This window comes from Klebsiella sp. C239 (genome assembly GCF_048822715.1).
Lineage (GTDB): Bacteria > Pseudomonadota > Gammaproteobacteria > Enterobacterales > Enterobacteriaceae > Klebsiella > Klebsiella quasipneumoniae.
On sequence record NZ_JBMEZK010000006.1, the window covers coordinates 201,636 to 218,981 of the forward strand.

Below are 17,346 nucleotides of genomic sequence, written 5' to 3' on the forward strand. Positions count from 1 at the left end.
ATTATCATCATTGTTGAGCCATTGCCGGGTCTGCGGAGAGCGTCGGCGCGGCGCGTTCAGGGCGTCGGGGTACAAACGACACTATCCATGCCACCAGCGAGGTGAGCGCGCGGAAAATGACCTTCACCGACGGCGGCGAAAACTCCGCCAGGTGACGGTAACCACGGAATCCCAGCTTGAGGATATCCAGCAGGCTTTCCATCGGCTTATCTTCCGGGAAGCTATCCTGCCAAAGCGCCCACGTATCGGCGCGGGCAAACGTACACTGCACAAAATCGATATGCTGCTGGTTGGTCAACGGCAGCAGCTGCAATCCCACTTCGTTGCCGTTTACCCGCGCGACCCGCACCGGGAAGACATACTCCTGCTGTCCCCGTTTGAGCAGCAGCCTGGCGTTCTGCCCCTCCAGCACCTGCGCGTCGCTGTGAATTTTGATCCCCAGGCCGCCGTCGGAATAGTCGTGAACGGTGCAGGAGAACAGATGGCCGTCATCGCGGGCGATGGCCGCCGGCATGCTCATTTCGACACGATGCGACCGGCGGACCTGCTTGCTTTCGACCGAGACCGCCACCGCGCCGCCAAGAATAATCAGGTTGTAGAACACCCAGACAATACTCACCCAGACGGTGAGAATTTCGTTTTCCGGGCCGTACATAAAGCGCCAGATCCCCACCGCGACGCCGACCAGGTTGAGCAGCACGAGGTAGATATAAGGCCGGGAGATCACCCAGTCGACATACTCCTCTTCCACCAGCCCACCCTTCGCGGTGACGTTGAATTTGCCTTTATGCGGGTTAATCAACGCCACAAAGGTGGGCGGCGCGATATACCAGGCGAGCACCGTCTCGTAGATTTCACTCCAGAACGAATGGCGGTATTTGCCCTGAATCTTCGAGTTGGTCAGGCTGGCGTGGATCATATGCGGCAGCACGAACAGCGCGATCATCAGCGCCGGCGCATAAATGATATAGGCATGGAGCAGCAAAAAGGCCAGCGGCGCCGTGAGGAAGATGAGGCGCGGAATACCGGAGAGGAAGTGGAGCATGGCGTTGGCGTAGCAGACGCGCTGCGCCAGCTTCAGCCCCTTGCCAAACAGCGGGTTATCGAGACGGAAAATCTGCACCATGCCGCGCGCCCAGCGGATGCGCTGGCCAATGTGCGCCGACAAACTCTCCGTCGCCAGCCCCGCCGCCTGCGGAATACGCATATAGGCGGAGGTGTAGCCGCGCCGGTGCAGGCGCAGCGAGGTGTGGGCATCTTCGGTCACCGTTTCGACGGCAATGCCGCCAATCTCATCCAGCGGGCCGCGGCGGATCACGGCGCAGGAGCCGCAGAAGAAGGTGGCGTCCCACATATCGTTCCCGTCCTGTACCAGGCCGTAGAACAGGGTGCCTTCGTTCGGCGTTTTGCGAAAACGGCCAAGGTTGCGCTCAAAGGGGTCAGGCGAGAAGAAATGGTGCGGGGTCTGCATCATCGCCAGCTCTTTCTCTTTCAGGAACCAGCCCATGGTCATCTGCAGAAACGAGCGCGTCGGCACGTGGTCGCAGTCAAAGATCGAGACAAACTCCCCTTTGGCGTATTTCAGCGCATTGTTGATGTTACCGGCCTTGGCGTGCTCATGGCTGGTACGGGCGATGTAGTGCACCCCGACATCTTTGGCAAACTGGCGAAACGCTTCCCGTCCGCCGTCGTCGAGGATCCAGATGTTGAGCTTGTCCTTCGGCCAGTCGATGCCCTGCGAGGCATAGATGGTGTTTTTCACCACGTTGAGATCTTCGTTGTAGGTGGGGACGAAGATATCCACCGTCGGCCACAGATCCATGTCCTCCGGCAGCGGCACCGGTTGGCGGTTCAACGGCCAGACCACCTGGAAGTAGCCCAGCACCAGCACCACCCAGGCGTAGGTCTCGGCGAACAGCAAAATAATCCCGCACACCAGGCTTACCGGGTCGTTCCAGTTCAGCGTCGAGGTGTAGCGCCACCAGATATAGCGGCACGAGACCGTCAGCGACAGCACGATCAGCATCAGCGCCGAGAAGCGGCCGGGGATGCGCCGCACCAGCAGCGCCACGCCCCACAGCAGCATCAGGAAGATAAATTGCGACAGCGGGTTAAAGGGCTGCGTAATACACATCAGCGCCAGCACCAGCGAGCAGCAGGTCACCACTCCGAGGATTGCCCGGCGCAGTTTAGGATTGAGGTGCGCCAGCTCTTTCTGTTTATCCAGATGGCGGGTGCGGGCGTTAACCTGCTCAGGCAGTTTCTCCATCCATTGCGCGTAGCGACCGTGCACCCCTTCCAGCGCCGCCAGCGAACGCCAGTTGACCTTTTTCTCCGGCTCCGGCACGCGGGTCGCCAGCAGCCACAGGGATTGCAACAGATAGCGCAGCGGATCCAGGAGCCGTGGCCGGTGCGGATTAATATGGGGGAAATAGGTGTCATGGTGCGCCAGAATCGCCTGCCAGCGCGGCGTCTCCAGCGGCATGAGCGCCCAGACCAGCGATGCCCACAGGCAGCCAAGCGACGCCGACAGCCAGGAGGCGCCATGCTGCCGGTAGTCGTCATAGCGCGCGCGCAGCCGTTCCCCCACCGGCGGGGCCAACAGCAGCGTGCTGAGGCGGATCATACCGACCTCCCGCCGGCATAGTGGATCAGGCACCAGTTCGCCAGGGTCAGCACCTCTTCCGCCGCCAGAGAGTCCTGGCGATACTCCCCAAGGGGCTGTTTCGCCGCCAGGCACTCGGCCATCGCCTCGTCGCGGTGAATGGTCACCGGCAGGATCCGCGGCTGGCTCTCGAGCCACAGCTGGTAGAGATCTTCCTGCAGCTGGCTGCCGACCCGCAGATCGTTAATCAGAATATCGCTGTTGGCCGGAAAGGGCTGCTGGTGCAAACGGATATGGCTGTTGGCGTCGGGATGGACCACCACCAGCGAGCGGTCGCAGAGCGTCAGCAGCTCGCGGGTCAACGGCGAATAGCCCGCCGGCAGATCCAGCAGCAGCCAGCGGTACTGACCCTGCAGCTGCTGTACCGCCTCCGTCATCGCGCCCAGGGTGGGCAGCAGCTGGTCGACGTTTTCTCTTTCGCCCGCGCTGAGCTGGCCAAACGGCAGCAGATCGATATGTTGCGTATAGCGCAGACCCGCGTCGCGCCAGTCACGGCCGTCAAGCAGCGACCGGGCCCAGCCGTCCTGATGATGGATATCGGTGTTGAAAAAAAAGCGCAGCATATTATCCGGGCTGGCGTCGATCGCCAGCACGCTTTCACCGAGCAATTGCAGCGCCCAGGCGAGTGCAGCCGTAATGGACGTGACGCCAGTTCCCCCGCGCACGCCCTGTAACCCCAGAATAGCCATCTCCGGCTTCCTTATTTTTTCTCTGCAAACTCTGCCAGCAGCGGCCAGCGCTTCAGCGCTGCGTTCAGCTGTTCACGCCTCGAAATATCATGATAAGCAATATCCGGCAGGGAAAATGCCCGGCTTAGCGCCAAAAAATCATTTTGAAAGGTGTACCCCAGCGTGGCGTCCGTGGGTACGACAGGATCTTTTGCTGGCATATCTCTGTCCGTTCGAAATTTATTATTAAACCAGAGGACGTATACAGCGCTTCCTTAAAAAGCAGGTGTACATGCTAAAACTGATGACCTTTAATTTCAATGTTAGGTTTACTCTGTCAGTTTCGCTAGTAAACTTATCCAGTGTGAATCAGGGCGCACGAGGGATGCCGTGGATAGTGTATTTACTTTGGGTATTTCATCATTATGGGATGAAGTGTGCCATATGCCGGTCGGCGGGGTATGGTGGCTCAACGTTGACCGTTATGCCGATGCCGTCAGTCTGGTTAATCAGACGCTGGCCGCGCAGGCGAAAAACAGCAAAGTTGCCGCGCTGGTCATGGGTGATAAACCTGATGATATCATTTCATTAGATAGCATTCATGGCCCGAATAATATCGCGCTGTTTACCCTGCCGAATCGCCCGGAGGCGCTGGAAGAAATACATCGTGATTTAGTCTGCTCCCTCGAGCCTGGCAATTATTTGTTTATTCTGCTATGCGCTGAAAATGCCTGGCAAAATATAAATAATGAAAAGTTATGCGCCTGGGTGGAAAAAACCAGTCGCTGGGCGCAATATCATCGCTGCACGTTCTTAGCGATCAATCCCGCCCAGGATATCGATCGGCAGCTCACCCCGTTATTACGCGCGTACCGATCCCTTTCCGGTCTGGCAAGTATTCGCTACCAGGGCGACCGCCATCTTTTTGATATTGCCTGGTGGGGAAGCGATAAAGGCATCAGCGCCCAGCAGCAGCTGATGGTGCAACACGACGACGCCGGCTGGCGATTAGCGCAGGATGCTGAAACCAGCGTGCAGCCGCGTAGCGACGAAAAAGCGATCCTCAGCCATGTGCGCGTCCTCGAAGGCGCCCCGCCGCTCTCGGAATACTGGACCCTGTTCGATACCAATGACGAGGTCTTCAACGCCGGGCGCACTGCGCAGGCGGCGACGATCCTCTTCTCCATTACCCAGAATACGCAAATTGAACAGCTGGGGCGCTATATTCATACCCTGCGTCGTCAGCGCGGCACCGCGCTGAAAATTATTGTCCGCGAACAAACCCCCAGCCTGCGCGCGACCGATGAGCGGCTGCTGCTCAGCAGCGGCGCCAGCCTGGTGATCCCCAACAGCGCGTCGCTTTCCCGCTGCCTGACGCTGATTGAAAGCGTACAGAACCAAAAGTTCTCCCGGCGTATCCCGGAAGATTTTGCCACCCTGCTCACCTGGAGCCAGCCGTTAAAGCTGCGGGGCTATCAGAAATGGGACGCCTTTTGCGAAGCGGTGCACAACGTGATGACCAATACCCTGCTGCCGGCCGACAGCAAAGGCGTGATGGTGGCCCTGCGCCCGGCGCCGGGGCTGCGCGTCGAGCAGGCGCTGACGTTATGCAAACCCAACCGGATGGGCGACATTATGACCATCGGCAATAACCGGCTGGTGCTGTTCTTGTCATTTTGCCGAATCAATGACCTCGACACCGCGCTAAATCATATTTTCCCGCTGCCGACCGGCGATATTTTTTCTAACCGTATGGTGTGGTTTGAAGACAAACAGATCCTCTCGGAAATCGTGATCATGCGCGGCGTCGAGCCGGCGCGCTGGAACACGCCGCTGCCCCTCTCGGTCGGTAAAAACGAAACCATCAACGCCACCCACGATGGACGCCACTGGCGACGCTATCCCGAACCACACCGGTTAACCACCCGTGAGGAGCAAGCCTGATGATGTCTATCGCCGATATTCTGCAACTGGTGGTGCTCTGCGCCCTGCTGTTTTTTCCGCTGGGCTACCTGACGCGCCACTATCAGCGCCGGATCCGCACGACATTAAGATTGATGTTCTTTAAACCCCGTTACGTGAAACCGGCAGGGGTATTACGCCGGGGAACAACGGTTAAGCAAGGCAAAGCGAATAAATGACAAATAAAAAAACGACCGCGGCACCGCTTCCGCTCTGGCAGTACTGGCGCGGCCTTGGCGGCTGGAACTTATACTTTCTGGTCAAGTTTGCCCTGCTGTGGGCCGGGTATCTCAATTTCCACCCGATGCTGAACCTGGTGTTTCTCGCCTTTCTGCTGGTGCCGATCCCGCGTGAAAAGCTGCACCGCATCCGCCACTGGATCGCCATTCCGCTCGGCTTCGCGCTGTTCTGGCATGATACCTGGCTGCCCGGGCCGGAGACGCTGCTTAGCCAGGGCTCGCAAATCGCCGGCTTCAGCGCCAGCTATATCTGGGATCTGATTGTCCGCTTTATCAACTGGAGCATGGTCGGCGCCTTCTTTGTTTTACTGGTGCTATGGCTGTTTATCAGCCAGTGGCTGCGCGTTACCGTGTTTGTCTCCGCGATGGTCGTCTGGCAGGCGGTCAGCCCGTTGCTGCCGGCCTTTACCATTTGGCCTGCCGGTCAGCCCACCACCGCCGCCGCCACCGCGCCGGCCAACGTCGGGACCAACGCCGCCGCTGGCGCCGCGTCCAGCCCGGCCAGCCCGGCCAGCAGCGATATTCCGCCGCAGACCGAGCCGCCGACCTCGGCCAACCTCACCAACTGGCTGAACGGTTTCTATGCCGCCGAGCAGAAGCGCAAGACGCCGTTCCCGGACCAGCTGCCGGCGGATGCGCAGCCGTTTGACCTGCTGGTGATCAATATCTGCTCGCTCTCCTGGTCGGATATTGAAGCCGCCGGGCTGATGGACCACCCGCTGTGGAAGCATTTCGATATCGTCTTCAAAAACTTTAACTCCGCAACCTCCTACAGCGGACCGGCGGCGGTGCGCCTGCTGCGCGCCAGCTGCGGCCAGCTGTCGCATACCAACCTGTATCAGCCGTCCGGCGCCGATTGCTACCTGTTTGAAAACCTGGCGAAACTCGGCTTCAACCAGCAGCTGATGCTCGGCCACAACGGCCTGTTCGGCGACTTCCTGAAAGAGCTGCGTTCACTGGGCGGCATGCAGAGCCCGCTGATGGACCAGAGCGGTCTGCCGGTCAGCCTGCAGGCGTTTGACGGCTCGCCGGTGTACGAGGATCTGGCGGTCCTCAACCGCTGGCTGAAGACCGAAGAGGCCAGCAGCAATCCGCGGAGCGCCACCTTCTATAACACCCTGCCGCTGCATGACGGCAACCACTTCCCGGGACAAAGCAAAACCGCGGACTACAAAGTGCGCGCGCAAAAGCTGTTTGACGACCTGGATAACTTCTTCACCGAGCTGGAAAAATCGGGGCGGAAGGTGATGGTGGTGGTGGTGCCGGAACACGGCGGCGCGCTGAAGGGCGATAAGATGCAGGTGTCTGGCCTGCGGGATATCCCGAGCCCGTCGATCACTAACGTCCCGACGGCGGTGAAATTCTTCGGCATGAAGGCGCCGCATGAAGGCGCGCCGATTATCATCGATCAGCCCAGCAGCTACCTGGCGGTGTCGGAGCTGGTGGTGCGCGCCCTCGACGGCAAAATGTTCAGCGAAGAGAGCGTCAACTGGCAGCAGTATGTCGCCAACCTGCCGCAGAGCGCGGCGGTGTCCGAAAACGCCAACGCCATCGTTATCCAGTATCAGGGCAAGCCGTATGTCCAGCTGAATGGCGGAAGCTGGGTGCCTTATCCGCAATAAGCGACAAGGCCGCCCATGCTGGCGGCCTGACATCGTGAGACGTTCCTGCTCTTCCCTCTCAGCCCGCAGGCATACGGGCTGAGAGGCCTGCAAAGCCATCACCGCGCTAGCGCTGATCCTGTTTCGCCAGCCAGACCAGCAGCTTGAGGCTGGCGGAGTAATAATCATCCTTGTCGTCAATCTGCGGCGCTTCCTGCGGTTCGCCAAGCGTTAAATCACGCACCGCCAGCAGGCCGCCGGCCATATTCCACGGGGCGACCTCGTTAGTGCTAACGTTGATCCACGCCGGGGTTTGCAGACGCGGGTAACTCTGCATCCAGGCTTTCCACGGCGCGAGCAAGGCGCTATGCGGATCGACCCACGAGATATACAGCGGGATACGGATCGCATCGAAGCTCATCCGCGGCGGCCACTCTTTGGCCGGCAGCATCTTGCCATCCGCCCGCAGCGCCACCCAGTCGCTGGGCAGGTGCGATTTCCCCCAGCCCATCTGCCCCAGCAGCGCCTGCCCGTCACTCTGCAATGTCCGCCAGGCGGTCAGGTGCGTCCGCTCCGCAAAAGCGCGCCAGGCCGGGAAGATGAAATAGGAGGGGTTAAGGTTCAGGTGGTCGTTGCGGTTGAACCCCTTCACCCCCGGGAGCATCACCTGGCGACCGGCGAAAGTCACCACCGTATATTTCAGCAGGGAGGCGGTGATGGCATCGGAGGCCGTCGCGTAGCGCTTGTCCTGCCACTGCTTTTGCGCGCGCAGCAGCGCCCAGGCGATCAGGGTATCGCCATCGGTGGCGTTGTTTTTATCGGCGATCGGGTCCGGCGCCACCGGGTTATAGCGCCAGTAAAACAGCCCGTTAGACTTGTCGCGCAGGGTGCTGTCCGTCCACTGCCACAGTTTGTCGAACGCCGGGCGATCGTTATTCGCCACCGCCAGGAGCATGGCGAAGCCCTGGCCTTCCGTATGCGACACATTGCCATTGGCGGTATCAATGATACGACCGTCCGGCATCATAAAACGGGCCTTATAGCGCTCCCATGCCGTATCCGCCCACGCCCGGGGCACCAGCATCACTGCCGTTGTCACTATCACCGCCACTAAAGCACGCAGGGGCATAAATTCACTCTTTATGGATGGTAGTAAAGAAACTGAACGTCAGAGACGGAGAACACCCGCTCACGCTGCAATATCACGTGAGCACTGCCTCCCTGACTCTGCAGCCAGCGAGAATATAACCCCTCGAGTATGGCACAGAACGCGTTGCACCAGCGCACGCGCCCCGCGTCGTCGCGGCTGACCGGCAACGCCTGATGGCGCAGGCGCAGGCCGTCCTCGCCGACGTCGATGGTCACCACCCCCCAGTGGAAATGGGTCAGCAGCCGGTTGATATTCGCCTCCAGCTCCCCCACGGTCTCCGACGCCGGCAGCGGATGGGTCTCCGCCAGCGAGGCGCCCATCTGACGCAGGAAAGGCTGGCTCTCCAGCTCGCCGGCATTATTGAGCATACCTTCGACCATAATAATCAACAGATCGAACCATCCGGCAGGCGTCTGCTGCTGCTGAAACCAGGTCATCACCACCGGGTTATTGTTCTCCGTCATCATCAATGATCTCCTAACATATAGCGAATATAGAGCCCGGCGGTGCTTTCGTTATAATCCCCGAAGGTGTCATAGCCAATCTGGCCCCCCAGCGTCATCTGTTTGTTGACCTTGTAATCCGCCCCGGCGCGCAGGGTATAGCCGATGCCGCTCTTCGAGGTCGCGGAATAGTAGGCTTCCTTGGCAAACCCGTTGCTTACCGCCGTCTCCAGGGTTTGCTGCCACTCCGAATTGGTCGGGAAATAGGCGCTCTTATCCTGGCTGTAAGACTGGTAGCCCACCGAGCCGCCGAGCTTCATGGTCCAGTTATCATATTTCTCCGTCAGACTGACCGGCAGCGACACGCTGACGTAATTTTGCGGACTAAAGTAGCCCCCCTGGCCATAGGTGAAGTAGCTGAGGTTTTTGGAGTAATCCATATAGCTCATGCTCAACCCGGCCTGCAGCTGGCGGTATTCGTCATGATAGGGCCGCAGATAGACCCCGGCATTGGCATTGATGCTGGTGTTGCTGGCGACGTTCTGTCCGAGATAGCTGTATCCGCCGCCGCCAACGTAGAAGCCGGCATCGCCGTCGTCATAGCTCAGCTGCAGGGTGCCGCCGTTTTTCGTCACCTGCCCCCAGTTTTTCCCGGAATAGGCATCCTTCAGACCGACATAAGAAAGCAGGCTGTCGGTCAGCGAGCGGCGTTCGCCGGTGAGGATCAGCGACAGATAGTTGGTCAGCTTGGGCGACCATTTCACCCCGCCGACAACGGTATTAAGATCCTGGCCCAGCGGCGTGCTGCCGATATCGACCCGGTAATCGTCGCCGCTTAGCGCCAGCGCCAGTTCGACGCCGTTGGCCTTCTGCGAATCGGTCGAGCCGCTGGTCTGGTCAACGTTCGGCTTGCGGCTGGACGAGGAGAGATAGCTGGCCACCTGCCCCGAATCATAGCTCCCGAGCTTGGCCAGGTTTTCCATCCCGCTGCTGGTGGTCGGATTGAAATCCGCCGCGTTCAGGGTGCCGAGGCCGCTTAACGCCTCAGCGCCCGGATTGCTGGCAAAATAGGCCGTCCGCTCCGCCTCGGTCATCGCGGCGATCGCCGCCTGCTCGCTGGTGGCGGTACTCACCATATTGGAGACCGCATTGGCCAGCGGGTTGGCGCCGTAGCGACGCCAGGCGTCGCCGCTGGCGGTCCCGGCGTTTAACGACACCGGGGTGACGGTAAAGTCAAAGCGCGAGTCGCCAAACGGCGAGGAGGACCAGGTCAGCGGCGTTCTGAGCTCCGTCAGCTTGCTGGTGCCCGATTCGCCGTCGCGTCCGCGCACGTCCATTCCCCCCTGCAGCCAGCTGCCGGTTTTCTCCTGCAGCGACTCCATCATGGTGTCCACCTGACGCAGCATCCGCGTCTGGGCGGTGTCCACCGGCAAATCGGTGCGCTGGATCCCCGGCAGCGAGGAGCCGGGCGCGGCGGCCGACTGGGCGACCTGCCACGGCATATACTGGCCGTAGGCGGAGGCCGTCCGCGTCGGCGCCGACGTTTGCGACACGCCGATAAAGGGGTTATCCGCCGCCAGCACCCCGCCGACGGTCGGCGTTTCGCTGCTGTTGGTGCTTTGCATGCCCAGCAGTTTGCCGCGGGCGCTGCGCAGGTAGGTCATCGCCTGCTGATGATGACCCTGGGCCTCCGCCACTCTCGCCAGCAGCAGCAGGCGATCCGGGGAGTTATCCTGACGCAAGCCGCCGGCCAGCTGTTCAGCGCGATCGTTGTTCCCCGCCGACAGCGCCACGTCGATGGCCCCGGCGCGCGCATCCTGGTTCGGCGTATCGCGCGTCATCAGGTAGTCATAGACCACCCCGGCCTCTTTGTTCATTTTGCCGCTCTGGTACAGCCGCGCCATGGCGAACATCAGATCGGTGTTTTGCGGATCGCTTTGCATGGCGCGGATCAGCTTGTCATACGCCGCGGCGTAATTGCCCTGCTCGCGCAGGCGATCGGCCTCGTTGATCACATAGCCATTGCGAATGCTCGCCAGCTGCGTCGGCGTACTGCTGGCCTGCAGCTGCGGATTGCTGATCAGGTTCTGCGCCTCGCCGGTCAGCCCGGCCTGGTTCAGGACGGCGATCTGATCGGCGTAATCGCCGGCGTTGCCGGACACCCCGCCGCTGATATTGTTGCGCACCAGCGATACCGCGGTGGTCAGGTCGCCGCTCTCGGCCAGCAGCCGCGCCAGCTTGCCGGCGTCCGCCGGGGCTTTCGGCGGCGTAGAGGCCATCGCCCGCAGGGTATTGCTGGCGGCGATGGTATTGCCCTGCGCCAGGTAGTTTTCGGCCGTCACCAGCTGCAGGTTGTAGTTCACCCGCTGACGTAAATCGCGCATGTCGCTGGTCTGGCTGCCGCCGGGAATGCGCGACAGCAGCGTCTGCGCCTGCTGCCAGGCGCCGTTTTCGCTGGCGAACAGCGCGGCGGCATACAGCGCGCTGTTGCTGGCGCCGGGGCGATAGGCCGCCGACATCAGCGAAGAGGCCTCGCTGGTGTTACCCGATTTTTGCAGCAGTCGGGCCAGATCGAGACGCAGCCAGGGATCGTCCGGATAGCGGGCGACGCCCTGGCGCAGGGTGGCAATGGCGCCGGCTGGGTTACCGCTGCTGACCTGCGCCTGGGCCTGACGGCGCAGGGCGTCGCCCGGGACGCCGGCCACCACTCGCGGCTGCAGTTTTTGCTGCAGACTCTGCGGCAGCGTCTGCAGCATCGCCTGCGCCTCGGCGGATTTATTCTGCTCGCGCAGCACGTAGTAGAGGTTTTCCCGCGCCGCCGCATTCTGCGGATCGTCGTTTAACAGTGAGCGCAGCGTTTGCTCGGCCTGGGGTAAATCTTTGTTATGCCGCAGCACATCGGCGCGAAACAGCTTCGCCGAGGCGCCCCGCGCCCCGCTCTGCTGCGCCAGCGGCGCGGAGAGCGCCAGCGCCTGGCTGATATTGCCCTGCTTATAGGCCTGCTGGGCCTGCGCCAGCTGGCCGTAGAACAAGGCATCGGCCGCCTGCTGACGGCGGGTCGCCGAGGCGTCGCCGCCGAGATCCGCCGCCCGGCTCAGATATTGTGACGCGGCCTGGTAGTCGCCGCTGCGCTGGGCGATATAGCCCATGCCCGCCAGCGCATCGGCATCCTGCGGGTTGGTCTGCAATACCTCTTCAAACTGCTGTTTCGCGGCAGCGGTATTGCCGCTGTTGAGATTGGCGTAGCCCTGGCCGCGCGCCTGACCGCTGCGCCGTTCACGAAAGTAATTCTGAACTTCGCTATCCTGCGGATGCCGCTGCATCCAGGTATCGTAATACTGCTCATCCCCGGCCTGCGGGCCCAGCCAGAGCAAGGCCTGACGCAAGCCGCTGTCCGCCTCTTTATTGCCGCTGGCCATCGGTTCGAGCAGGGCGATCCCTTCCCGACGGGTCTCTTCCCGCCAGGTTAACGCTTTGCCCAGCGCCACCCGCGGGGCGTTCTCCTGCGGATGCTGCGCCACGTACTGCCGCAGTTCGCTGATGGCCTGCGGATAAAGCGATTTGTCGCTGGCCATGGTCAGGTAATATTCCGCCGCCAGCCCGGCAGGCGGCGTATTGCCATTGAACATGCTGCGCCAGGTCGCCAGCGCCCCGGGGATATTGCCGCCGCGCGCCTGCTGGCGGGCCAGGCTGAGCTGGCCCTGCGGCACCTGCGACATCTTTTTGGCGTTGTCCAGATCCTGCAGGCCCGGGCTATCCGGCGCCGCTTTCGCCAGCCGCGCGCGCCACTGCGCCGCCGCCTGCATATCGCCGCCCTGCTGCGACCAGAGCGCCATCAGATACAGCGCCTGGGTGTTGTTGGCATCCACCGAGAGCACCTTCTGCAGGGACTCCATCGCCAGCTCGTCATGGGATTTCTCATGCCAATAGTTGGCCTGGGCGAACAGCGCCTGCAGCGCCGCGTCGTTACCCGCCGCCAGCGCGCCGCCAGAGGCGCCGAGAGCCAGGGCGCCGGTGAGGCAGAATGTGGTGAGCCGCCGGGAGCTTTTCATCGTTATCGTTATCTTTCTTTTCATTGGTTATCCCCCGAACCCAGACGCTTACGGGCGTGACGTTTAAACATCGCGGTCAGCGCCAGTCCCATTATCGAGGTGGCAATCAGCCCCAGCAGGGCGAGGAAACCGGAGTGCTGGCTGGCATACCAGACCGCCATCATGTACCACGGCATCTGACCGCTGGGGAACGGCGTACTCACCTGGAAACTGCGCACCCCGTTATCGCTGGTGATCACCGCGGTATCGCCACGGATCCCGGCGTTGATGCGCGGTGAGTCCAGATCGTTTTTCAGTCGCGCCAGCTGATCATCATTGCTGGCCATCGCCACCACCACCAGCCGGGCGGGGTTCCACGGCGAACGATAGCTGATAAACCCGCGCCAGGCGCTGCTGGACGAGAAGTAGCGATCGGCGTCGAGGCTGGCGGAGGTCCAGTCGCCGGTGAGCCGGCGCTGCGCTTTTTGCCACAGATCGGGCTCGCGGACGCTCAGCACATTATCCACCGGGCGGTAGGGTGAATCGGCCAGCAGGCTCTGGTTGAAGGCCTGCTGATCGAGAGCGGTGACCGCCAGCACGTCACGTTCGCGCAGCGACTGCAAATCCCCGCCGCCGTTGGGCATCCCGAGAACGACGCGGTTATTCGCCAGCGCGGTGCCGGTCGCGTTCCCGGAGCGCGCGGCCAGATTCAGCAGGGTCGCCACCTGGGTCTCAGACGGTTCCGCCGGCAGCAGGAGCGTCGTTTGCGAATAGTCCGCCAGCCGCGAGAAGGGGAACGAGGCGCCGACGAAATAGGAGAGGTTTGGCAGCAGCGAGAAGTGTCGCGTCTTGCTCAAATCAATCCAGGAGTCGTCAGTGATGCGGCTCTTGATATTGTTATTCAGCAGCACCTGGCACGGAACATCGTCCTTCGGCACCACATTGAAGTACATCGACAGCTGGTTATCGCCGTAGATCAGGTAGGGGGCCAGCGGGATGGTAAAGCGCTCCTGGCGCGCATCGCCGCCGAGGTGGCGCCAGACTTTCTCCAGCGGCCCCTGCTTGTTCATCGGCAGGTTGTTGAGGAAGGTGCCATTGAGCGTGACGCTCAGCAGGGACTTATCCTCATTGATCCAGTTTTCCGACGGGAAGCGGTAGCCAACCTGCAGCGGGATCGTCTCGCCATCCCACAGATAGAGGTCCGGGGCGGCGCGGAAGGCGATACGTAAAGGTTCATGCCAGACGCCGCTGACGGTCGGGCTTTGATCCTTACGCAGCAGTTCGCTGAGCCTGACCGGACGATCGGTGGGGATCCAGCGCGGGGCATCATACGCTTTGCCAACCGGGATGGTCTGCGGCTCGACATCCAGCGTCGCGGTTTGCGGCGCAAAGTTACCGCGGGTTAACCGCCAGGCAGCCATGCGCAGCGCGGTATCGTTTTTGCCGACGATCAACAGCAGCTTATAGGCCGGATTGGCGGGATTGGCGATGATGCGCAGCAGCGGCTTATCGGTTTCCGGCAGCGTCATACCGCCCACCTGCTCGCCCGGATGGCCAATCACGATGCCATGGCGTTCCGGCAGACGGTCGCGCAGCGCGCTGAAGGCGATGCCGCGATAGTCCGCCTGGATACCCAGCCAGGAGGAGACCAGCGCCGCGGCGCTGAAGACGTCGGCCGACGGCTTCGCTCCATAGGAAACGGCGATGTCCGCCGGCGTCATCTGCATGCTGTCGAAGAAGGGACGCGGGAAGTGGCTCAGATCGTCGCTGATGTTCAACTGCTGGCTTTCCCAGCTGAAATGCGACGTGGGCAGCACCGTGACCCGCGACGAATCATGAATGTCACGCTGGCACTGCAGGGTATCGCCATCGTTGATCTTCACGCTCAGGTTATTGCTGGAGACCATCAGCGCGGGCGGGATATCCAGCTGATAATGGGAGACATCCTCGCCATCGGCGCCCAGCGGCAGGGTGCCGAGCGGTTGACCGTTGAGCATCAGCTGTAGGGTGGCGTTGCGGCTCGCCATTTCCGGCGATACGCGAACGGCAAGGCTGAGCTGCGAATGGATCACCACCTGATCGGAAGGCAGGGTAAAGCTGACGCCCCCCTGCCGCTGACCGCCGCTGAGGATAATGCCGTCCGGCATCCCCATCTGCGCCAGATTCAGGTCGCCTCCCCAGACCGGGGCGACAGGAATGACCTCCGGCGCGGCCGTACCGCTCACCGGCGGGGGTAAGTCCGGCATCTCCGGCGCAGGGGCCGTCGCCGCCGCATCGCCGTCGGTGGCGGGGGCTGCCGGAGAGGCGCCCTCCTCCGGCGAGGCAGCCGGGGGTTCGTCGCCTGGCTCGCTGTCCGCCGCGCCGTTGAGCTGCGGGAAGCTCAGCGGGGCGGCAGCGCCCGGTTCTTCACTGTGCAGCGCAGGCGCAGAGAGCATCCCTGCCAGCAGCGCCAGCGTCGTTAATCGCTTCATAACGTGCCATCCTCCTGCGCCGTTTTCGCCACTGTTGCCCGATTGCGCTGGCTGCGACGGGTTTTCCACGTCAGCCAGAACAGTTCGAACACGCAGCGTAAAATGGTGAAGAAGGAGCGGAACGGGTTATCCTGCGGGCGCGGCGGATTAATCCAGGCATCCGCGCGGGCCAGCACCACGCGCACCAGTTCACGGCGGCGCGAAAGCGGAATATCTTCATCAAACTTGAGGCGCAGGAAGCGCTCGTCAGAGGTGACCAGCTGCGCCGGGATCGAAATAGCCCCGGACTGCAGGATCAGCTCAATCTCTTCGATATCATCCTCCAGATGGCGCGTATCCGGCGCCACCACGCGGCAGCCGCCCATCGACAGATCCTCGGTATGGCTGCGGGAAACGATGCCGCTGGCGTAATGGATCACCACCGGAATATCGACATCGATACGAATGGTTTTGCGCACCTGCCGCGTTTCGCGCGCTACGGCAATCGCCGCCAGCAGGAAGATCAGACTGTAGATCCCCCATCCGACGTTGAGGGCGATAACGTTGGGGTCCGAGCCAAAGTAGTCATGGCCAATCGCCCGGACGATGCCGACGATCACCCCCAGCGCCAGCAGGCAGGCCACCACCAGATGCGGGCGCACCACGGTGAAATCGAAGTAGCCGACGTCCAGCAGGCCGCCCTTATCGGTGACGTTGAATTTGCCACGCTTGGGGAAAATCATCGTCACCAGGGTCGGCAGCACCAGGTGGAAAGCCAGCACAATATCGTAGATTTCCCCCCAGAAGCTGTAGCGATAGCGGCCGTTCATTCGCGAACCGACGTAGATGGCGAGAAACAGGTGCGGCAGCGCATAAGAGACGATCAGGCTCGCTGATGAGTAAATAATATTGAGGTTAAACAGCAGGTAAGCCAGCGGGGCGGTGACAAACACCACCCTCGGTAGCGCGAACTGGTAGTAGAGCATGGCGCTGAGATAGCACAAGCGCTGCTGGAAGGTCAGCCCACGGCCAAACAGCGGGTTATCAACGCGAAAAATCTGCGTCATTCCGCGCGCCCAGCGGGTACGCTGGATAACGTGCACCACCAGGCGCTCGGTGGCGAGGCCAGCCGCCAGCGGAATATCGAGAAAGGCCGATTTCCACCCAAGGCGCTGGAACTTGAGCGCCGTATGGGCGTCCTCGGTGACCGTTTCGACGGCGAAACCGCCGATCTGCGCCAGCGCCTCGCGGCGGATCACCGCGCAGGAGCCGCAGAAAAAGGTGGCGTTCCAGTTATCATTGCCCTGCTGAATCGGGCCATAGAACAGCATCCCTTCGTTCGGAATATTGCGCCCGACGGAGAGGTTGCGCTCGAACGGATCCGGGGAATAGAAGTAGTGCGGCGTCTGCACCAGCGCCAGCATCGGATCTTTCAGAAAGCCGCCGACGGTGGCCTGCAGAAACACGCGCGTGGCGACGTGGTCGCAGTCGAAGACGCAGATAAGCTCTCCCTGGGTCAGGGTCAGCGCGTGGTTGAGGTTCCCCGCTTTGGCGTGCTTGTTGTCGTTGCGGGTAATATAGCCCACCCCGACGTCGGCGGCGAACACGGCAAATTCGCTGCGCTTACCGTCATCCAGAAGATAGATTTTCATTTTATCTTTTGGATAATCAATGCATTGTGCCGCGAGGACGGTGTCACGCACCACCTCCAGCGGTTCGTTATAGCTCGGAATATAGATATCGACCGTCGGCCACTTGCTCATATCATCCGGCAGCGGAACAATGCCGCGCTTCAGCGGCCAGACCGTCTGCAGATAGTTAAGCAGCAGCATCACCCAGATATAGACTTCCGCCAGAAAGAGCCCCATGCCGAGAATGGTTTCAATGGCTGAGTTGAAGTGCAGGGTCTGCGTGAGGCGAAAATACATGTAACGGGTGGACATCAGCAGCGAAGTGACGACCATAATCACCGAGATGCTGCGCCGTTTGCTGAAACCCATCAGAAACAGAATACCAATGCTCAGCAGACCAAAGATGTACTGCTTCTGGCTGTCCATCGGCGTGATCACTACCAGCACGGCGACCGGAGAGAGCACCAGCGCCAGCAACCAAAAAAGAGATTTTTTCATTCAGCAGC

The 17,346-nt window shown here is 61.3% G+C and carries 11 protein-coding genes; 3 read left to right on the forward strand and 8 right to left on the reverse strand.

The window, feature by feature from the left end; translation table 11 throughout:
- Positions 1 to 7 precede the first annotated feature (7 nt).
- The 3 genes from bcsA (ACOI6Z_RS17570) to bcsR are packed head-to-tail and all read right to left on the reverse strand — an operon-like array spanning position 8 to position 3,554.
- Positions 8 to 2,626: a UDP-forming cellulose synthase catalytic subunit gene (gene bcsA, locus ACOI6Z_RS17570; RefSeq protein ID WP_023291295.1), complete on the reverse strand. Its 2,619-nt coding sequence runs from the start codon at positions 2,624 to 2,626 to the stop codon at positions 8 to 10.
- Positions 2,623 to 3,354 carry a cellulose biosynthesis protein BcsQ gene (gene bcsQ, locus ACOI6Z_RS17575; protein WP_065812603.1) on the reverse strand — a complete coding sequence of 244 codons (732 nt, stop codon included), beginning with the start codon at positions 3,352 to 3,354 and terminating at the stop codon, positions 2,623 to 2,625. The genes bcsA (ACOI6Z_RS17570) and bcsQ overlap by 4 nt, the downstream gene beginning before the upstream one ends.
- A gap of 11 nt (positions 3,355 to 3,365) precedes the next feature.
- Positions 3,366 to 3,554, reverse strand: a complete 189-nt coding sequence (bcsR, locus tag ACOI6Z_RS17580) for a cellulose biosynthesis protein BcsR (RefSeq protein WP_048298546.1) — start codon at positions 3,552 to 3,554, stop codon at positions 3,366 to 3,368.
- A 169-nt stretch (positions 3,555 to 3,723) separates the two neighbouring features.
- On the opposite strand from bcsR, the gene bcsE reads away from it, so the two are divergent.
- The 3 genes from bcsE to bcsG are packed head-to-tail and all read left to right on the forward strand — an operon-like array spanning position 3,724 to position 7,156.
- Entirely contained in the window at positions 3,724 to 5,277 is a 1,554-nt protein-coding gene (gene bcsE / locus ACOI6Z_RS17585; RefSeq protein WP_023291298.1) for a cellulose biosynthesis protein BcsE, read from the forward strand.
- The gene (bcsF, locus tag ACOI6Z_RS17590) at positions 5,277 to 5,474 is read left to right on the forward strand and encodes a cellulose biosynthesis protein BcsF (protein WP_004204976.1); all 198 of its coding nucleotides are present in this window, start codon (positions 5,277 to 5,279) and stop codon (positions 5,472 to 5,474) included. The genes bcsE and bcsF overlap by 1 nt, the downstream gene beginning before the upstream one ends.
- The gene (gene bcsG, locus ACOI6Z_RS17595; RefSeq protein WP_048298548.1) at positions 5,471 to 7,156 is read left to right on the forward strand and encodes a cellulose biosynthesis protein BcsG; all 1,686 of its coding nucleotides are present in this window, start codon (positions 5,471 to 5,473) and stop codon (positions 7,154 to 7,156) included. The genes bcsF and bcsG overlap by 4 nt, the downstream gene beginning before the upstream one ends.
- 106 nt (positions 7,157 to 7,262) lie before the next feature.
- On the opposite strand, the gene ACOI6Z_RS17600 is transcribed toward bcsG, so the two are convergent.
- The 5 genes from ACOI6Z_RS17600 to bcsA (ACOI6Z_RS17620) are packed head-to-tail and all read right to left on the reverse strand — an operon-like array spanning position 7,263 to position 17,338.
- On the reverse strand, positions 7,263 to 8,264 hold the full coding sequence (locus ACOI6Z_RS17600; RefSeq protein ID WP_023291300.1) for a glycosyl hydrolase family 8: 1,002 nt from the start codon (positions 8,262 to 8,264) through the stop codon (positions 7,263 to 7,265).
- An 11-nt stretch (positions 8,265 to 8,275) separates the two neighbouring features.
- Positions 8,276 to 8,752: a cellulose biosynthesis protein BcsD gene (bcsD, locus tag ACOI6Z_RS17605; protein ID WP_004204979.1), complete on the reverse strand. Its 477-nt coding sequence runs from the start codon at positions 8,750 to 8,752 to the stop codon at positions 8,276 to 8,278.
- Positions 8,752 to 12,804, reverse strand: a complete 4,053-nt coding sequence (locus ACOI6Z_RS17610) for a cellulose biosynthesis protein BcsC (protein ID WP_060589827.1) — start codon at positions 12,802 to 12,804, stop codon at positions 8,752 to 8,754. The genes bcsD and ACOI6Z_RS17610 overlap by 1 nt, the downstream gene beginning before the upstream one ends.
- The gene (bcsB, locus tag ACOI6Z_RS17615) at positions 12,801 to 15,230 is read right to left on the reverse strand and encodes a cellulose biosynthesis cyclic di-GMP-binding regulatory protein BcsB (protein WP_065812604.1); all 2,430 of its coding nucleotides are present in this window, start codon (positions 15,228 to 15,230) and stop codon (positions 12,801 to 12,803) included. The genes ACOI6Z_RS17610 and bcsB overlap by 4 nt, the downstream gene beginning before the upstream one ends.
- Positions 15,227 to 17,338, reverse strand: a complete 2,112-nt coding sequence (bcsA, locus tag ACOI6Z_RS17620) for a UDP-forming cellulose synthase catalytic subunit (protein WP_023291304.1) — start codon at positions 17,336 to 17,338, stop codon at positions 15,227 to 15,229. The genes bcsB and bcsA (ACOI6Z_RS17620) overlap by 4 nt, the downstream gene beginning before the upstream one ends.
- Positions 17,339 to 17,346: the final 8 nt, after the last annotated feature.